General features: G+C 45.1%; 18 protein-coding genes. 6 read left to right on the top strand and 12 right to left on the bottom strand.

Going from position 1 to position 16,654, the window contains the following annotated elements:
• The coding region (locus WAO38_RS06475; RefSeq protein ID WP_422235472.1) for a protein-disulfide reductase DsbD N-terminal domain-containing protein at window positions 1–489 on the bottom strand (489 nt) is incomplete at its 3' end.
• Between the two features lie 219 nt (window positions 490–708).
• Between WAO38_RS06475 and WAO38_RS06470 the strand changes: the two genes are divergently transcribed.
• Window positions 709–2,625, top strand: a complete 1,917-nt coding sequence (locus tag WAO38_RS06470; RefSeq protein WP_422235471.1) for a thioredoxin domain-containing protein — start codon at window positions 709–711, stop codon at window positions 2,623–2,625.
• Window positions 2,626–2,662: 37 nt separating this feature from the next.
• Window positions 2,663–3,592 carry a polyphosphate kinase 2 gene (ppk2, locus tag WAO38_RS06465; RefSeq protein ID WP_422235476.1) on the top strand — a complete coding sequence of 310 codons (930 nt, stop codon included), beginning with the start codon at window positions 2,663–2,665 and terminating at the stop codon, window positions 3,590–3,592.
• 159 nt (window positions 3,593–3,751) lie between these two features.
• On the opposite strand, the gene thrC is transcribed toward ppk2, so the two are convergent.
• The 6 genes from thrC to WAO38_RS06435 are packed head-to-tail and all read right to left on the bottom strand — an operon-like array spanning window position 3,752 to window position 9,824.
• On the bottom strand, window positions 3,752–5,221 hold the full coding sequence (thrC, locus tag WAO38_RS06460) for a threonine synthase (RefSeq protein WP_422235469.1): 1,470 nt from the start codon (window positions 5,219–5,221) through the stop codon (window positions 3,752–3,754).
• Between the two features lie 54 nt (window positions 5,222–5,275).
• A complete protein-coding gene (argB, locus tag WAO38_RS06455) occupies window positions 5,276–6,127 on the bottom strand; it encodes an acetylglutamate kinase (RefSeq protein WP_422235468.1) in 852 nt (283 codons plus the stop codon).
• Window positions 6,111–7,025, bottom strand: a complete 915-nt coding sequence (locus WAO38_RS06450; RefSeq protein ID WP_422235466.1) for a tetraacyldisaccharide 4'-kinase — start codon at window positions 7,023–7,025, stop codon at window positions 6,111–6,113. Before WAO38_RS06450 ends, argB begins: the two co-directional genes overlap by 17 nt.
• Window positions 7,022–8,140 carry a DegT/DnrJ/EryC1/StrS family aminotransferase gene (locus tag WAO38_RS06445; protein ID WP_422235464.1) on the bottom strand — a complete coding sequence of 373 codons (1,119 nt, stop codon included), beginning with the start codon at window positions 8,138–8,140 and terminating at the stop codon, window positions 7,022–7,024. The genes WAO38_RS06450 and WAO38_RS06445 overlap by 4 nt, the downstream gene beginning before the upstream one ends.
• Before the next feature lie 11 nt (window positions 8,141–8,151).
• The gene (locus tag WAO38_RS06440) at window positions 8,152–8,952 is read right to left on the bottom strand and encodes an NAD+ synthase (protein WP_422235462.1); all 801 of its coding nucleotides are present in this window, start codon (window positions 8,950–8,952) and stop codon (window positions 8,152–8,154) included.
• Between the two features lie 59 nt (window positions 8,953–9,011).
• Window positions 9,012–9,824, bottom strand: a complete 813-nt coding sequence (locus WAO38_RS06435; RefSeq protein WP_422235460.1) for a ferritin-like domain-containing protein — start codon at window positions 9,822–9,824, stop codon at window positions 9,012–9,014.
• 42 nt (window positions 9,825–9,866) lie between these two features.
• On the opposite strand from WAO38_RS06435, the gene WAO38_RS06430 reads away from it, so the two are divergent.
• Window positions 9,867–10,460 carry an MBL fold metallo-hydrolase gene (locus WAO38_RS06430; protein WP_422235474.1) on the top strand — a complete coding sequence of 198 codons (594 nt, stop codon included), beginning with the start codon at window positions 9,867–9,869 and terminating at the stop codon, window positions 10,458–10,460.
• On the opposite strand, the gene WAO38_RS06425 is transcribed toward WAO38_RS06430, so the two are convergent.
• Both WAO38_RS06425 and cmoB read right to left on the bottom strand, forming a co-directional pair.
• Window positions 10,457–10,930, bottom strand: a complete 474-nt coding sequence (locus tag WAO38_RS06425) for a hotdog domain-containing protein (protein ID WP_422235458.1) — start codon at window positions 10,928–10,930, stop codon at window positions 10,457–10,459. The genes WAO38_RS06430 and WAO38_RS06425 overlap by 4 nt on opposite strands.
• Window positions 10,931–10,932: 2 nt before the next feature.
• The gene (cmoB, locus tag WAO38_RS06420) at window positions 10,933–11,826 is read right to left on the bottom strand and encodes a tRNA 5-methoxyuridine(34)/uridine 5-oxyacetic acid(34) synthase CmoB (protein ID WP_422235457.1); all 894 of its coding nucleotides are present in this window, start codon (window positions 11,824–11,826) and stop codon (window positions 10,933–10,935) included.
• A 55-nt stretch (window positions 11,827–11,881) separates the two neighbouring features.
• Here cmoB and WAO38_RS06415 point away from each other — a divergent pair, with 55 nt between their 5' ends.
• On the top strand, window positions 11,882–12,766 hold the full coding sequence (locus WAO38_RS06415) for a cation diffusion facilitator family transporter (RefSeq protein WP_422235456.1): 885 nt from the start codon (window positions 11,882–11,884) through the stop codon (window positions 12,764–12,766).
• A 66-nt stretch (window positions 12,767–12,832) separates the two neighbouring features.
• The gene (locus tag WAO38_RS06410; protein WP_422235454.1) at window positions 12,833–13,384 is read left to right on the top strand and encodes a Tll0287-like domain-containing protein; all 552 of its coding nucleotides are present in this window, start codon (window positions 12,833–12,835) and stop codon (window positions 13,382–13,384) included.
• On the opposite strand, the gene WAO38_RS06405 is transcribed toward WAO38_RS06410, so the two are convergent.
• From WAO38_RS06405 to WAO38_RS06395, 3 genes are all read right to left on the bottom strand, one after another.
• Entirely contained in the window at window positions 13,381–13,830 is a 450-nt protein-coding gene (locus tag WAO38_RS06405) for a CZB domain-containing protein (protein ID WP_422235452.1), read from the bottom strand. The two genes, WAO38_RS06410 and WAO38_RS06405, sit on opposite strands and share 4 nt — an antisense overlap.
• A 107-nt stretch (window positions 13,831–13,937) precedes the next feature.
• Complete coding sequence (gene rny, locus WAO38_RS06400) at window positions 13,938–15,506, bottom strand: ribonuclease Y (protein WP_422235450.1); 1,569 nt, start codon at window positions 15,504–15,506, stop codon at window positions 13,938–13,940.
• Complete coding sequence (locus WAO38_RS06395; RefSeq protein ID WP_422235448.1) at window positions 15,412–16,056, bottom strand: 5-formyltetrahydrofolate cyclo-ligase; 645 nt, start codon at window positions 16,054–16,056, stop codon at window positions 15,412–15,414. The genes rny and WAO38_RS06395 overlap by 95 nt, the downstream gene beginning before the upstream one ends.
• A 55-nt stretch (window positions 16,057–16,111) precedes the next feature.
• On the opposite strand from WAO38_RS06395, the gene WAO38_RS06390 reads away from it, so the two are divergent.
• On the top strand, window positions 16,112–16,654 hold a 543-nt coding region (locus WAO38_RS06390), incomplete at its 3' end, for a TlpA family protein disulfide reductase (RefSeq protein ID WP_422235447.1).

Raw genomic sequence — 16,654 nt, 5'->3', positions numbered from 1 at the left:
TGCAACGGCCTCCGCACTTACACTCTTCGCTGCTGGAGCTTTGAGGAGCGGTGAACTCACAGTGTCGCCGGAGATTAATTTGTCGGCATTGACCGGTATAGTAAGTGCCGTCTCCATAGGCTCATAACACAAACCGGCCGAAGAACACCCTTGATAAGAGAGTTTAACCCCTATCGTCTGGGGGCCGATGAGATCGGCACTTTTCGTTAATTTAATACGTATGGCCGGAGAATTTTCAAAAACTTTTTCACCCTCATGATCTATTGCCTCAGCCATACTCACAGATGCAAAATCAATCCCGTCATTGAGATTTGCATCTTCGACTTTGAGTTTGTCTTTATAAACATAGATATTTTTTCCCAATTCAATCTCAACACCGACGGTATTATCATCGATGAGACTGATTTTGGGTTTAAAAGCCTCTGCCGGCTGTAAAAAACCGACGCCCCAAACGTTTAATGAAATAAGTAATAAAAATATCCAGCGCATACTGTAGCCTCATTTAAAATTCTTCCTTAATTTTACCGCAATTATCTGTTACGAAACTCACAGAGTAACATTGTTAATATTTTTCAGCTTACTCATAGCCTCAAATGCTACACTACAGACATTATTTTGAACGTAGAAGAAAATACATCCCTTTTACTACGCTAAACCGCTAAGACACTAAAGCCAGCCTCTTTGAGGCAGAAATCTAAGGAATATACCATGTCCAACCGTCTCGCCTTCGAAGACTCCCCTTATCTTCAGCAACATAAAGAAAATCCCCTCGATTGGTATCCATGGTGCGATGAAGCATTTGAGCGTGCGGAGCGTGAACAAAAAGCCATTTTTATCTCTATCGGATACAGCAGCTGCCATTGGTGCCATGTAATGGAACATGAAGTATTTGAAAATCCTGAAATCGCCGCATTTGTGAATGAACATTTCATCTGTATCAAAGTCGATCGCGAAGAACGTCCTGATATCGACAAACACTACCAAGAGCTTCATATGCTTCTCAACCGCAGAAGCGGAGGCTGGCCGCTCTCCATTTTTTGCACACCTCAGAACAAACCTTTTTATGCCGCAACCTATATTCCTCCGTTTAATCAAAACCAGATGATGGGATTCAGCGAACTCACGGCCATTATCGCTGAAAAAGTAGCGGCCAATGATGAAAAACTGTTTCAAAATGCCGATGAGATCACCGCCTTTCTCCGTCCTAAAAATGAACCCGTACAGGCAACCGTTCTGAATGATAAGATTATCACCCAATTCACGCTGCAGTCGGCACATAACTATGATGAAACCAATGGCGGGTTCTCCAAATCGCCGAAATTCCCCCATGTCTCCACTTTGCAAACCTTGATAACGATCGATCGAATCGAACCTGATGCAAAAATACGCTCAATGATTACGCATACCCTTGATTCCATGGCACTCGGCGGGATGTATGACCATATTGACGGCGGATTTTGCCGATACAGCACCGATGAAGTGTGGCTGGTTCCCCATTTTGAAAAGATGACCTATGACAATGCCCTCCTCTGTACCCTATATGCCGATGCCGGAATGCTTTACCATAATGACGAGTATCTTCGTATTGCCCGTGAAAGTGCCGACTTCATGATGAATTTTATGATGAAGGATGATCTCTTTTACAGTGCCAGTGATGCCGACAGTGAGGGTGAAGAGGGGAAATACTTTGTCTACTCCTATGATGAGATCCTTTCTGCTCTCGAAACGTGTAACGTTTCTGACCCGCACGAAGCTGCGAAGATAATCGGAGCAGTACCTGAGGGCAATTTCGAAGAGCACTGCATCATCCGTCTGTCATCGCTACAGCATCCCCTATGGTTTGAACCTTTTCGTGCTGCGCTGCGTACTCTGCGCCAAGCACGCACCTACCCTTTTATTGACCGAAAAGTAATTACGGCCTGGAATGCAATGATGATCAAAGCCTTATTCGTTCTGGGACGAACACAAAGTTCCTACACAGCCCAAGCCGTCCGAAGCCTGGATAAACTCAAAGAGTCGATGTTTCTCGATAATCAGCTTCAACACTCCACACTTATCCATAAAACACCTAAAATCGAGGCATTCTTGGAAGACTATGCCTATCTGTGCAGTGCCCTCGTTGAAGGGTATCAAGCAACACTGGAAGAGCGTTATCTCATCGATGCACAGCGCTTTGCCCATAAAGCGCTGGAACTTTTTTATGATGATGGAAAGTGGTATTTCAGCCGAGGCGCTTTTACCACCGTCGCGGAACTCGATGATGGGACATACCCCAGTGCGATGGCAATCATGATCAATGTATTGCAAAGCCTTGGAATATTAGTCGATTCCAAATATCGCCATTTCGCCTTTAAAAGCCTCGAATATGTATCGATAAAACTGATGAAAACACCGATCTATTATCCAACCCTGACCGCTGAAGTGATCCGCCAGATCAAAGAGCAGCGTATCATCAAAAATAAATCGGATGCGCTTTCTCGGATAAATCTTCCGTTAGCCTATCCTTTTGTTCTTCTCAAAAATGATGAGACACTCAATGAATTTACCGTTTGCGGCGAAAATTCTTGTTTTGCGGCAACCCAAGAGGTTGCACAGCTTAATGAATTAATCACTTCAACGTTATAATTGGAAAAAAGGAGTTTAGGTGGGCGCAAAACACTCCATGGCTATAACCGAAATCAATGAAGCCAAGAAACTTGAAGAGATAATTCACGAAGACCGACGCAAAAATCAAGAAGAAAATGAGCAAGAAAAACGTCAACACAGTTCGAGAGAAGAGCGTCTTCCTATCTGGGTTAAAAAGTCGGTTTTAGATTACGAAGCCGAGCTTAAGACACTGCAGATCGAACTCCTGAAACTCCAAAACCATGTCAAAGACGAAGGATTGAAAGTTCTAATGATCTTTGAAGGGCGTGATGCCGCCGGAAAGGGAGGTACGATCAAGAGGATCACCGAACATCTCAATCCTCGCGGTGCCCGCGTCGTCGCCCTCGACAAACCCTCTGACGTCGAAAAAACCCAATGGTACTTCCAACGCTATGCACAGCACCTCCCAAGTGCCGGAGAAATCGTTCTCTTCGATCGAAGCTGGTACAATCGCGGCGGAGTAGAACCGGTCATGGGCTTTTGTACGGAAAAAGAACACAATGAATTTTTGAACCATGTCAGCGGATTTGAAGAGATGCTCGTCAACTCCGGAATCATCCTCTTCAAGTTTTATTTTTCTGTCTCTAAAAAAGAACAGGCAAGACGATTCAAAGAGCGTAAAACCGATCCTCTCAAACAATACAAACTCTCGCCGGTCGATGCCAAATCGCAAGAGTTATGGGAGAAATATACTGTCGCGAAGTACTCAATGCTGCGTGCTTCCCACAACGGGAAATCTCCATGGATAATTATCCGCTCCGATAATAAGAAAAAAGCCCGCATCAATTGTATTAAACATATTTTAGCAAGTGTTCAGTATCCTTCCAAAAACAAATTGAATCTGAGAACTTCCAAAAAAATCCTGATTTGGGGAGATGAAGAGATCAAAATGATGGAAATTGAACTGGCATTAAATCAAAATGAAAGCATTACACAGAAAGGATAGAGATGAAAAAAACAATTATAGCAGCACTTTTATTTTCCGCTGCTGCCGTTTTGATGCTCAGCGGATGTGAAAAAACCGATTACCAGCATCCGATGCACCGCAACGGCAGCAAATAACATCCCTCTTCCTCTTTTGAAGAGGAAATTCAGGGGTTTGTTTTTAAAGAAACGAAAGAATCTCTTTTTCGATATTTTCTTTATCGATGACCGTCGGTTGTGCAATAGGTTTTGAAAACAACCCTTTAATCATCTCCGGAATCGGTGTTTTTGCCGTTTTGGAGATCGATTCAAGCGCATCGATGTCATTGGTATCTTTTTCCCCGGTTAAAGCATTGGCAATCGTCGGAGAAAACTTCGTCCACTCCGCCGTTGAATAGACAATTGTCTTAAGAGATTTTGTCGCACAGCAATCATACGCTTTGAAACATGTCGCCGTATGGGGATCCATCAAATAACCGTGATCAAACGCTTCTTTGATATATCCCTTGCCCTCGGCACCGTTACAGTAATCGGCGGCAAACATCTCCTGAAGCTTCATCGTCTCATCATCGCTGAGAGCATAAAACCGATCATTCTCCAATCCTTGCATCAACTCTTTCGTTCTCGCAGATCCAAACAGATCAAACAAAATACGTTCAATGTTACTGGAGATCAGAATATCCATTGCCGGAGAAGTTGTCGGAACGACTTTTTCGCCGCGCAGGTCGTAGCGCCCGGTATTGATCAAACGGGTCAAGACATTATTTTCGTTCGAAGCGATAATGATTTTCTCAACCGGAAGACCCATTTTGTATGCATAATATCCGCCCAGCGCATTACCGAAATTCCCGCTCGGAACATCCAGATAGACTTTTTCACCCATACTGATCACATTTTTACGCACCAGTTCAAGGTAGCTATGAATATGGTAAACGGTTTGAAAAATAATCCGTCCGAAATTCACTGAGTTGGCCGCTGAAAGGGAGATGTTTTTGGCTTTTAACGCATCTTTGAATGTCGTCGAACCCAAAAGACGTTTTAACGCGCTTTGCGCATCGTCAAAGTCCCCTTTGATCCCGATTACTTTGAGATTCGCTGCATCTTCGGTCACCATTTGAAGACGCTGAACATCCGATGTCCCCCCATCAGGGTAGAGACATACGACTCGGACATTAGGTCTGTTTTTAAACGTCTCAAGTGCGGCAGGACCGGTATCACCGCTGGTTGCGGCAAGAATCAGATACTCGTCTCCCCGTTTTTGGGCAATCGATGAGAGGACAACACCGAAAGGCTGCAATGCCATATCTTTAAAAGCTCTGGTCGGACCGTGATAGAGTTCACTCACATAGAGATCATCCCGAACTTTAACCACGGGAACCGGGTTGGCAGGATCATCAAATTTATCGTACAAAGACAACGCTTCATCAATGATAGAGGGCTCGATATCGATCGCAAGGGTTGTAAGAAGATCTTTTGCCAGTACTTTGTACGAAGAGTTCAAATGCTTCGTTAAAAAAGCTTCCCCTAAATTCGGAAGAGCATCGGGAACATACAAACCGCCGAAGGAAGCGATAGGGCTTAGAATCGCCTCTGAAAAGGTGATCTCCTGTGGATTGATTCCGTCATTACCGCGTGTTTCAATAAATTTCATTGTGCCACTTTATAAAATTTTTGTGATTATAGCAAAGCCGCTATCAGGGCTTGCTTAGAGGGTGATCTGAGTTCCGACGCCTTCAGAGGTGAAAAGCTCCAATAAAATAGCGTGTTCAATCCGTCCGTCGATGATATGGGCCTTATTGACCCCGCCGTCAACCGCTTCAAGACAGGCATCTACTTTCGGAACCATTCCGCCGCTGATCGTACCGTTGGCTTTCAAGGTTTCGACCTGTTCTTCGCTCAAGGTGGAGAGAAGTTCTTTATTTTTGTTCAATACGCCCGGAGTATCGGTCATAAAGATCACTTTACACGCACCGATCTCTTTGGCGATGAACGATGCCGCGAGATCCGCATTGATATTGTATCCCGGATGTCCGACAATCGGATCGGCACCGATCGGGGCAATAACGGGGATAAATCCTTCGCGCAAGAGGTTATGGATGACATCGGCTTTCACGCTCTCGACCCGTCCGGTAAGACCGAATTTTGCTTCGTCTTTCGGCTTCGCCATCAAAAAGTGGGCATCTTTGCCGCTGATCCCGATCGCTTTGGCTCCATGGGAGTTGAGCAGCGACGTAATCTCTTTATTGATCTCGCCGCTGAGTACCATTTCAACGATCCGCATCACGTCCGGAGTGCTGACCCGTTCACCGTCAATAAACTCCGTCGGGATTTTAAGATCACTGAGGAGTTGAGAGATACGGCTTCCGCCGCCGTGAACGATGACCACTTTTACCCCTACAAGATGGAGCAATACAATATCCTGGGCAAATTTTGCTTTGAGTTCATTGGAACTTTGCGCTGAACCGCCGTATTTAATGACAACGATCTCATCACGAAACTCCTTGATGAACGGCATCGCGTCCATCAGGGTTTTGACGGTATCAATCTTTTTTTGCATCGGTGTATTCCTTGACAGATTTTATCAGTACTTCATCTAACTCGATGGAGAGTTCCAAAATGGAAAGTTTGAGATTAAAAGACGACATTTTAACAAAGTCTTTCGAAGTTACCAAGAGACTTGTTGCTCCGGTACGCTCAACAATCGCTTCTAATTCTCCCTGGTTGAAAAAATGGTGATCTTCAAAATAGACTTTTGCACTGACCGGAGGTAAATAAGGGTCCAGTCTTTCCGGGCGGGCTATCCCCGTGACCAATACCATATTCGGTGTCGGATTCTGTACCTTGACCGAACGGGTGAAGGATTTCCCCTCAATGACCATCACGACAGCTTTGTTTTTCCATAACCGTTCGCGGTAGGCTCCGCTCGGAAGACAAAAACGGTTCGGTGTTTTTACATCGATCAGAAGATCCAGTTTCTCAATCGTGTGTTTACCGTAGCCATCATCCAGCAATACGACTTCGCACCCCATTGCTTTAGCTTCTGCAATACCGCGTTCTCGGATCTCACTCACGATCACCGTAGCATTCGCAAGCGATTGTGCATACAGCATCGCTTCATCGCCGCTTTTGATAACATCACAGAGAATGGTGGATTTATCTTTGACCACGATCATACCGCGGCTTTTGCGTCCGTATCCGCGTAACACAATCGCCGGTTTGGCAAAATGCTTCGCTAATTCGATGACGACCGGAGTTTTCCCGCTTCCGCCGACCGTAAGATTGCCGATACTGACAACCGGTATTCCAAAGCTTTTCGGGACACTGCGACGGTATCGCAGATAGGCAATCAAACAATAAATCCAGCTGAAAGGTAAAAGGAGAACGGAGAGTATTTTTTGGGTCAGCGAAGGGTGATACAGATACCGTTCACCCCATTGCACCCAAAAACGTTTCAAACGCGTGTGGAAGCTACATCCAAAATTGCGTCACAAATCTCTTCTACCTCTTCATCGCTGAGCGCAGCGTAGTTTGGAATCGAGAGAACTTGTTGATAGTTGCGGAGCGCAACCGGAAAATCGTTGACCCGCAATGAATATTTCGACTTATAATAGCTCAATAAATGGAGCGGAATATAATGCAGACCGCACTCGATTCCGCGAGCGGCCAATTCACGTGCAAACGAGTCACGATTTTTATCCACTTTGATAATGTATAACGAATAGGCATGCTCATCATTGGCTACGGGGAGCTTGATATGCGGCGCATCGGCCAGCCGTTCATTAAAAGTCTCGGCGATCGCCCGTTGACGTTCGATATTGTCATCTTGTTTCTCTAGCTGTATCAGAATCGTTGCCGCATCCAAAGGGCTGATCATGTATTGGCTTCCGATGTCGGTCACATCGTAGATGTACCCTAACCCCTCATCTTCTATGACCATAGCATGATGTCTAAGAGACTTGGCCCGTTCCATGATCTCTTCATCATCACAGACCAGCATCCCGCCATTGCATACATTGCGGCGCAAATGGGGACTGAAATCAAAACAGGTGATATCCGCACCCGTCGAGCCGATTTTTCGTCCTTTATACGTTGCACCCAAGGCATCAGACGCATCTTCAACGATTTTGACGTCATAAAGCTTGGCAATGCCGTATAAACGGTCCAGATCAACACTTTGTCCCGCGATATGCGAAACAATGACAGCTTTGAGTTTTTTGGATTTGTTTTCGCTCAAATAGGCTTCAAGTTTCTCTAAATCGATGGTAAAGGTATCCGGGTTGATATCAATAAAGATCGGTTCTGCATCGAAATGGCGCACAACCTCCGGTACAGAAGGGTATGCATTGATCGAACACAGAACTTTATCGCCCCGTTTCAGATCGATGGCCAACATCGCCAGATGCAACGCTGCCGTTCCATGGGAAGTAGCCAGTGCATACGAAGCTCCGACATAGGATTCAAATGCCGCTTCCAAATCTTCGATAATATTCGGTGCATCTCCGTCGAGTACTTCGTCGATTTTTTCACGTTCGTCTCCGCCAACTTCTACGCGGTAAAATGGGATACTCATTTTTCTTCCTTTTATAGGGTTATATCTCTGGGATAATTAAAATCATGATTGACCGTACGTGAAGTCAATTTTGCTATTATTGGCATCTTTCGTTTAAACTGATTCTTATAAATTCTCATCACTATCATATCGACCAATTGAGGGTTTTCTCCATCTGCGATCATCTCCTCGCAGGTATGGCGTTCCTCAACGTAACGTTTTAACACACGATCCAAATCCGCATACGGATAACCGATCTCCGTTTCATCACTCTGCCCAGCCCATAAATCCGCTGAAGGAGGCTTTGAAACAATCGAGTCGGGAATACTGAGATGCCGTGCAAGCTCGAATACTTCGGTTTTGTATAGATCCCCAATAGGATTGAGCGCACTCGCCAAATCCCCGTAAAGCGTTCCGTATCCGAGCATCAGTTCGCTTTTGTTGCTGGTTCCCAGCACCAAAGCCCCCTCGCGCGCCGAAATATCGAACAGCGTTACCATTCGTAACCTAGCGGAAAGATTCCCCACCCGAAGCGGTGACATTTCGGGATTTTCATAGGCACGAAGCATCGGTTCGATACTATGGACTTCAGATCGAAGATTAAAAGTCGAGCATAATTCATCCGCATCGTCCAAAGAACTTTGAGATGAATAATGCGACGGCATTTTGACACAGAGTAAATCATCGCCGAATGCACGATGTGCCAACACCGCTACAACCGCCGAATCAATGCCGCCGCTCAAGCCAATAACAACTTTTTTCAGACCTGTCTTACGAACTTCCTGATCCAAAAATTCGCTTAAATAACGGCTGACAAGCTCGTATTTACCCACCGCTCAACCTTATTGTAGTATTAACAATTTGTATTATAACTAATTTTGGTAACGAAGTATCAACACGAGGTTAATGAGATTTTAGAGAGTTCTTCTTGTTTAAATCCGGCTTGGGCTCTCGCCGTGCAATTAATATCGATTTTACGGGGAAAACTGTTGGGATAGTGCTTTTCGATGATCTCGAAATAGCTTGAGAGTTCTTTTCCCGAACACTTGCAGGCATACTCGAACCATCTGTCCCCTTTTCGGACATGATCGACCTCTTCGTCCAAAATGATATGGAGTGCCGCGATAATCTTTTGAATCATCGGGTCTTTCCCGTGAGGCTGGAGTTTTCGCAATATCAGCGGTGTCGCATCCAATCCGTTAGCTTCAAGATATCTCGGTACTACGGCCATTCGTTCTTGTAAATCCAAGGTCCGCATCGAGGCTTCAAACAGCGCATCATGCACCGGATACTCTCCGTAATAACTTCCCAGTTCCCGCAACAAAGCATCGATCATCTCAAAATGGCGCACCTCATCGTCTGCCACTTCCAGCCAATCGCGTTCGTACGCTTCGCCCAGTCCCCGAAAACGGTACACCGCATCGAGGGCGAGATCGATTGCGCTGTATTCGATATGGGCAATCGCATGGAGTAATAATGTCTGCCCTTGAGCCGTATTGAGCTTTGTCCGTCTGGGAACCTCTTTGGGATCGGTTATCGTACAAAAGTCACGGTAGGAGGGGTTCACAAAAATAGTGGTCGGGGCGTGCGAATCACGCACGGCTTCACCCTTTTGGAAACGGATATAAAAATCATGAAAAGCCGCAATCTTTTCACGGGGTGTTTGTGAAGTTAAAATTGATTCGAGTGTTGTGTAAAGTTCCATAGAAGTAATTATGCTAGAATTTGGCTAAAAAAAGAGCTTATGATGGAAATCCTCAAACGCCCTATGGGTGACTACCAAACGAACTGCTATATCGTCAAAATCGACGGCAAAGAGATTATTATTGATCCGGGTATGGGGGCTACCGAGTGGGTGATGGCAAACGTTGCCAATCCTGTCGCCATTCTCAATACACACGGCCATTTTGATCATGTGTGGAGCAATAGCGAACTGCAGAAAAAACTGAATATTCCCCTCTATACTCCCAAAGGGGATGTCATGCTGCTCCAAAACAGCAGCTGGATGCCGGGGTTGCCGCCCTCTACACCGGATATTGAAGTAGATGGAGATCAAAATTTTACGATTGAGGGGATTGAAGTAAAATTCCACCATTTTCCGGGGCACTGTCCGGGGTGTTCGATGATCGAGATCGGTGATGCAGTTTTTAGCGGAGACTTTTTATTCGAGGGGTCTATCGGACGTTGGGACTTTCCCTACTCCGATGCAGAAGCAATGCGACAAAGTCTCAAAAAGTTTTCCCGATGGAGCAGCAACCAAACCCTCTATCCTGGACACGGCAATCCGACGAGTGTCCAAAAAGAGCTGCGCAATGTCGACTATTGGCTGAGTGTCGTTTAATTTTCAACGTTTTTCATAAGATCCAAACGGAGAACATGACGTTCAGTCACAACGGTTTTAAACTCTCCCTCGAAAACTTTGATATCATGTACGAATCCGCGAACGGTAACGTTGCGTTTGCGCCCCTCTTTTTGGTGTTCGGTCGCTTCGAATGTGACACGGTCTCCCACTCTCACCGGAGCCAGAAAAAGGCAGTTGCACGAAGCCAACACGACATTGGGTTCATTCACTGCCGCCATCGCTGCAAAATCAGCCGCACTGAAGATAAATCCTCCATGGACCAGCCCTACCTCATCCGCCCGCATTAATTCGCTGGTTTCTAATAAAACCTTAGAATATCCAATCTCTAATTTAACAATATCACCGCTATAAGAACTGTTTACCCGCTCATGCGTATTCAGCGATGTTTGTTGAGTAATCGAAATCTGTATAGACTCTTCTGCTGATGTTCCTGTCTGATCTTTTGCCAAAACTACCCTTTCTTGATTCGTATGTATCCCCGCTTCGGAGCGGGATATCCCTCTATTGTTTTGCTACTATCGGCAGGATCGAGAAAATCTTCAAGGCTTTGCGATTCAATCCAGTCGGTTTTGCGTTGTTCTTCCGATGTCGTCAACACGGTTCCAAGTACTTCAAAAGTGGTAAACCCTGCACGGATACACCAATTCTCCAATGCTTTCAGTGTCGGTACAAAATAGACATTCGTAATTTTTGAATAACTTCCGCTCGGACAAAGTGCATGTGCTTCATCCCCGTCAATAATAAAGGTATCGAGATAAATCTCTCCCCCTTTTTCCAAGCCCTGCCCCAGCGCTTTCAACATTGCGATCGGGTCGCTGCGGTGATAAAGGACTCCCAGACAAAAAATCACATCAAACTTTTCTTCATAAAACGGGAGATGTTCCACCCCCAATAACTCATACACAATGTCGCTTTTGACAAAATGGTTGATCAGATCAAACTGCGATTTAAACAGTGCGGAGGGGTCAAAACCGACGATTTTAGCGGGAGCATCTTCGAGAAACCGGAACATATAGTAGCCGTTATTACATCCGATATCGGCTACTTTTTTACCGCTCAGATTAAAATGGGGACGGAGAAAATTATATTTAAGGTCACTGCGCCACTCGGTATCGATAAAAAGACCGAAAAGGTCAAACGGTCCTTTACGCCACGGCATCATCAGACGTGCAATCCGTTCCAACTCCTCCACATCGATCACCTCATCGGTAGTAAGACGGACCGTATTGCCGAGTGCGACCGATGATTTGATATTCGGGAGCTGATTGATTGCATTGCGAAGCGGAGCAATATTTTTCCATTCCATCCATTTTAAGCGCTCTTGTCGAACCGCATTGAGATCCATATTTTCTCCTTGGCTTAATGCCGTAATTTTAGCAATATTAGGCTAAAATCGCACCATGCGTATTGAACAAAAAGCCACTCTTATCTCTACCCTTGTTGCCTTCTTATTGGTTACGTTTAAACTTTCCGTCGGAATACTGAGCGGATCTGTTGCCGTATTGGCTTCTGCAATCGACTCACTGCTCGATATGGTCGTTTCCCTCTTCAACTATTTTGCGCTTCATCACTCCGATAAAGAACCCGATGAACATTTCAATTTCGGACGGCGCAAGCTTGAACCTCTAGCCGCTGTCATTGAAGGGACGATCATCAGCCTTTCGGCACTCTTTATTCTTTACGAATCGATCTCAAAAATCGTTCAGGGGAGCACCGTCGAACATTTAAATTCATCCATCATCGTCATGGCGGCATCCATCGTTATTACCGCCGCTTTGGTTTTGTTTCTCCGGTACGTTGCCAACAAAACAGGCAACATGGTCATCAAAGCCGATGCGCTCCACTATCAAACCGACCTCCTGAGCAACGGTGCGGTATTGGCCGCCCTCGCGTTTATCGCCCTGACCGACTATACCCTCGTCGATCCGATTCTAGGGATTGGGATCAGCGGCTATATGCTCTATTCTGCATTTCCGTTGATCAAAGAGGGGATATTGATGTTACTCGATGCCGCGCTCGATGCGGAGAGTGTTACCAAGATCAATAAACTTTTAAACTCACAGCTCGACATCAGCAGCCATCACGATCTGCGAACCCGCCGTTCAGGATCGGACATCAATATCAGTGTCCATATCGTTTTCAGTGTCAGTACTTCACTCTACGATGCCCATATGGTCGGCGATAAGATTGAGCTTGCCTTAAAAAATCTCTTTCCGGAGAATAATATTTATGCCCTCATCCATCTCGATCCGTATGATGATTCTGAAGAGGCACATTTAGATTGACGCCTTGGCATGAAGATTAATATTTATCCGATAACATTATACTAACTATAATACAAGGATATACATATGAGTCGTTTATCACTGTTTCCGCTCTTACTCGTCTCCACATTACTCACAGCCGAACTGCTAACATCCGAACAAATGGTCCAAAAAGGGTCAGCCGTTTCTGCTTTGCTCGTCCAAAAACTCGGCGGTGAACTGACGACACAGATGCAATCGGGCGGGCCGATTGCGACACTCCATTTTTGTTCCCAAAATGCCCTCGCTCTCACCAATCAGATTGCACAAGAGACACAGACATCCATCAAACGGGTCAGCATCCTCAACCGAAATCCGGTCAATGCCGCAACGGATGAAGAAAAAAATCTGATTTTACAATGGGAAGCAATGCTGCACAAGAAAGAAACCCTTCCCCCGTATGAGCTCAAAAAACTCTCCAACGGGCAAAGCGTCTATTACAAACCGATCGTTATCAATAAAGAAGCATGTTTAAAATGCCACGGTGCGATAGCAACCGATTCACCTCTGGGAAAAGCGATTAAAGAGGCGTACCCGGACGATAAGGCAACGGGATACAAGATGGGAGACTTGCGGGGAATGATTGCGGTTACGTTTTAAACGAAACTCCCCTCCTGAAGGGCGAAGAGGCGTCGTTCTAACCGTTCGATCATAAGAATAAGCTTTTCAGAAATCGTTTTTAGCTCTCCGTAATACTCTTTGGCAACATCTTGCTGCTGCTGAGGAATTTTTTTGCGTGTTCCGAAAAATTTAGAAAAAAACGAACGGTCATCATCACTGAAATAGATTTTAAAAATTTTCATATACATATCGTGCAGTTCAAAATGAAGTTTCTCAATCTCTTTCAGACAATCCATACTCGGCATCATGGCAAGTCTTTGTCCTTCACCGTAAAACCACTGTCCGAATTTGCAATCGGTACAGCTGACCGGGACCTGTTCCTTTTCAACCGGAAGTCCTTCAATAAGAGCATGGGCTCTGTGGACCCATGTAATATGCGCTTTTTTTGCATTACGAAGATGAGTTAGCGTCTCTTCTTTATTCATCGTACTTTCTCCCTTTTGGATTTTCAACATCTTATTGTGACAATCATACCCTTTTTATATCACATCGCTATAACATTCGGTGATAAAATATTTTTCTAAATTATCAGCTATCGCGCGTATTCAACGACACGGTTTTCACGGATCACATTGACTTTGATTTCTCCCGGAAATTGCACTTTCTGTGAAATTTCATCGGCTATTTCCCGGGCAATCAATGCCGTTTCATCGTCATTGACACTCTGGGCGCTCACGATAACCCGCACTTCCCGTCCCGCATTGATCGCATAGGCTTGCTTGACGCCGACTTTTTGGGTTGCGATCTCTTCGATTTCACTGACACGGCGTAAAAAACTCTCAAGCACTTCACGGCGCGCTCCCGGTCGGGCGGCAGATAGGGTATCTGCCGCACACACAGCCGCACACTCGATGCTTTTCACCTCTTCGTATCCGTGATGGGCATAAATAGCATTGATGACGACCGGATCTTCATTATAGCGCCGGCATAACTCGACTCCGATATCAACATGGCTCCCGCCGCTTTCTTGGGTCAGCGATTTACCGATATCGTGCAACAATCCTGCCCGGCGGGCAAGTTTGACATCACCGCCCATCTCTGAAGCCATGATTCCGGCTAAGTACGCCACTTCAAGGGTATGGGCAAGTGCATTCTGTCCATAGCTTGAACGGTATTTCAGCCTTCCGATCAGTTTGATAAGCTCCGGATGTATCCCCTGCAGCCCCATCTCAAAAATGATATCTTCACCTTCACGCTGCATTGCTTCTTCGAATTCATCGCATACTTTTTGGTATACCTCTTCGATTCGTGCGGGCTGAATACGACCGTCTTGAATGAGCAATTCAATCGTTTTCGTCGCGATTGCACGCCGATAGAGGTTGAATGAACTCACGATAATGGCATTCGGGGTCTCATCGATGATGATGTCGACTCCGCTGACCATTTCAAGGGCCTTGATATTGCGCCCCTCTTTTCCGATAATGCGCCCTTTGAGCTCATCGTCATCGAGGTGGATAACACTGATCAGGCGTTCTGCCGCATATTCTCCGGCAAATCGTGTTGTTGCCTGGGCTAAAATATAGTTGGCTCTGCGTTTGAGCTGTTCTTTGGATTCTTCCTCAATTTCACGCATTTCACGAGCCAATTCAAGACGCGCATTCTCACGCACTTGATCGAGTAAGATTGCTTTTGCTTCATGTGCCGATAATCCGGCACGCTGTTCTACAATCACCGTTAATTGTTCACTTTTTTGGCGGTAGTCTTCTTTTAATTTCTCTAATGCACGCTCATTACGTTCAACATTGAGCCGTCGATTTTCGACACTGCTTCGTTCTGAAGCGATTTTATCCTCTTCCATACGTTTAAGATGTTCAAAATCGCGTTCGGTGCGTTCTAGTTTCTCTTCACGCATCGACAAATCTTTTTTGACTTGCTCATACGTTTCATCGTAGTGTTTCTGCGCCTCTTTTTCGATTTCACGTGATCGGATAGAAGCGCGTTCGAGTATCATTTGCGCCTCATTTTCAATCGCTTTCGCTTTGGCTTTCGCCTGCTCTAAATAGAGATCAAAATGTGCGCCGGTAATCTTTTTTGAAATTAAAAATCCGACTAACCCGCTCACGGCGGCGATGCCGCTCCCGACGAGTAGTTCGTTTAACATTAGTTTTCCTCAAACTTTGCACCCCGTTTGGGGTAATGAGCAGGTCTCCTTGCACATCATAATCATCACATACGATATTCGTCGTTCGGCAAGCGTATGATTGGATAAATATTGTAAACGGTTTCGTTTTAAGGGTGGGGAAAAATCGGTCATACATCCCTTTTCCGAAACCTATTCGGCACAGTGACCCGTCTACCCCTATTACAGGGACAATAGCTACATCTATTAAATTATATTTTCTATACGAATCCCGAGGCTCATAAATCCCAAAAGCTTTACGTTCCAACGGGTATCTCAATGGTACCATTTTGAAACTGACGCCATCCATAAACGGCAGATATACTTCTGTATCACGGCGCAATTTTTTGATACTTTTTCGAATATCCGTCTCAAATCCCATCGGCCAAAAAACCAAGACTCGTTTTGGATTCAGTTCTTTTAAAACCTTCTCCAAAACGTCTCTGACTTCTCCGTCACGATAATTTTTTGTACTTTTATGAAGATTTTTTAATCGTTCCAGACACTGCGCCCTAAAATCGCTTTTGGTCACTTTTTACCTTTGCTTCGTTATAATCTTCATTATTTTACTCTAAAAAAGGTTTTGTATGCGAATATCTCATTTTTTAATCTCTTTATTTGCTGTGGCTCTTTTGTTTCAAGGATGCGATAATAAAGAATCTCCTGAGGAAGCGATGGTTTCGACCGCCAACTTTACCCTTATGGATACTCAAGGCAAAAGTTACAATGTTGAAAAACGGGGAGCCAACTTTACCCTGGATGCGGGGAAAGACAAAGTGGTATTGTTTGATGTTTTTGCCACATGGTGCCCGCCGTGTCAAGCTGAAGTGATGCACCTCGGTAATCTACAGAAAAAATATGGTGACGATTTGATCGTTATGGGGATTACGATCGAAGAGGATAAAAGCAATGCCGAGCTCGATGCCTTTCGTGAAAAATACAAAGGGGGAAATTATCTTATCACCAATAAATCCGATAATCAAAATCTTGCACGTGCGATCGCTTCAACGATCGGTGTAGGTCAGCAATTTCCGATTCCTCTCATGATACTTTATAAAAACGGTGAATATGTCACCCACTACGCCGGAGCGACCCACGAAGAGATTATGGATCATGATATTGCGCAAGCG

This window comes from Sulfuricurvum sp., from assembly GCF_049277495.1.
In the GTDB taxonomy this organism is placed as follows: domain Bacteria; phylum Campylobacterota; class Campylobacteria; order Campylobacterales; family Sulfurimonadaceae; genus Sulfuricurvum.
The sequence above is the reverse complement of the archived record's forward strand: the minus strand, read 5'-3'. Positions and strand labels throughout refer to the sequence as shown.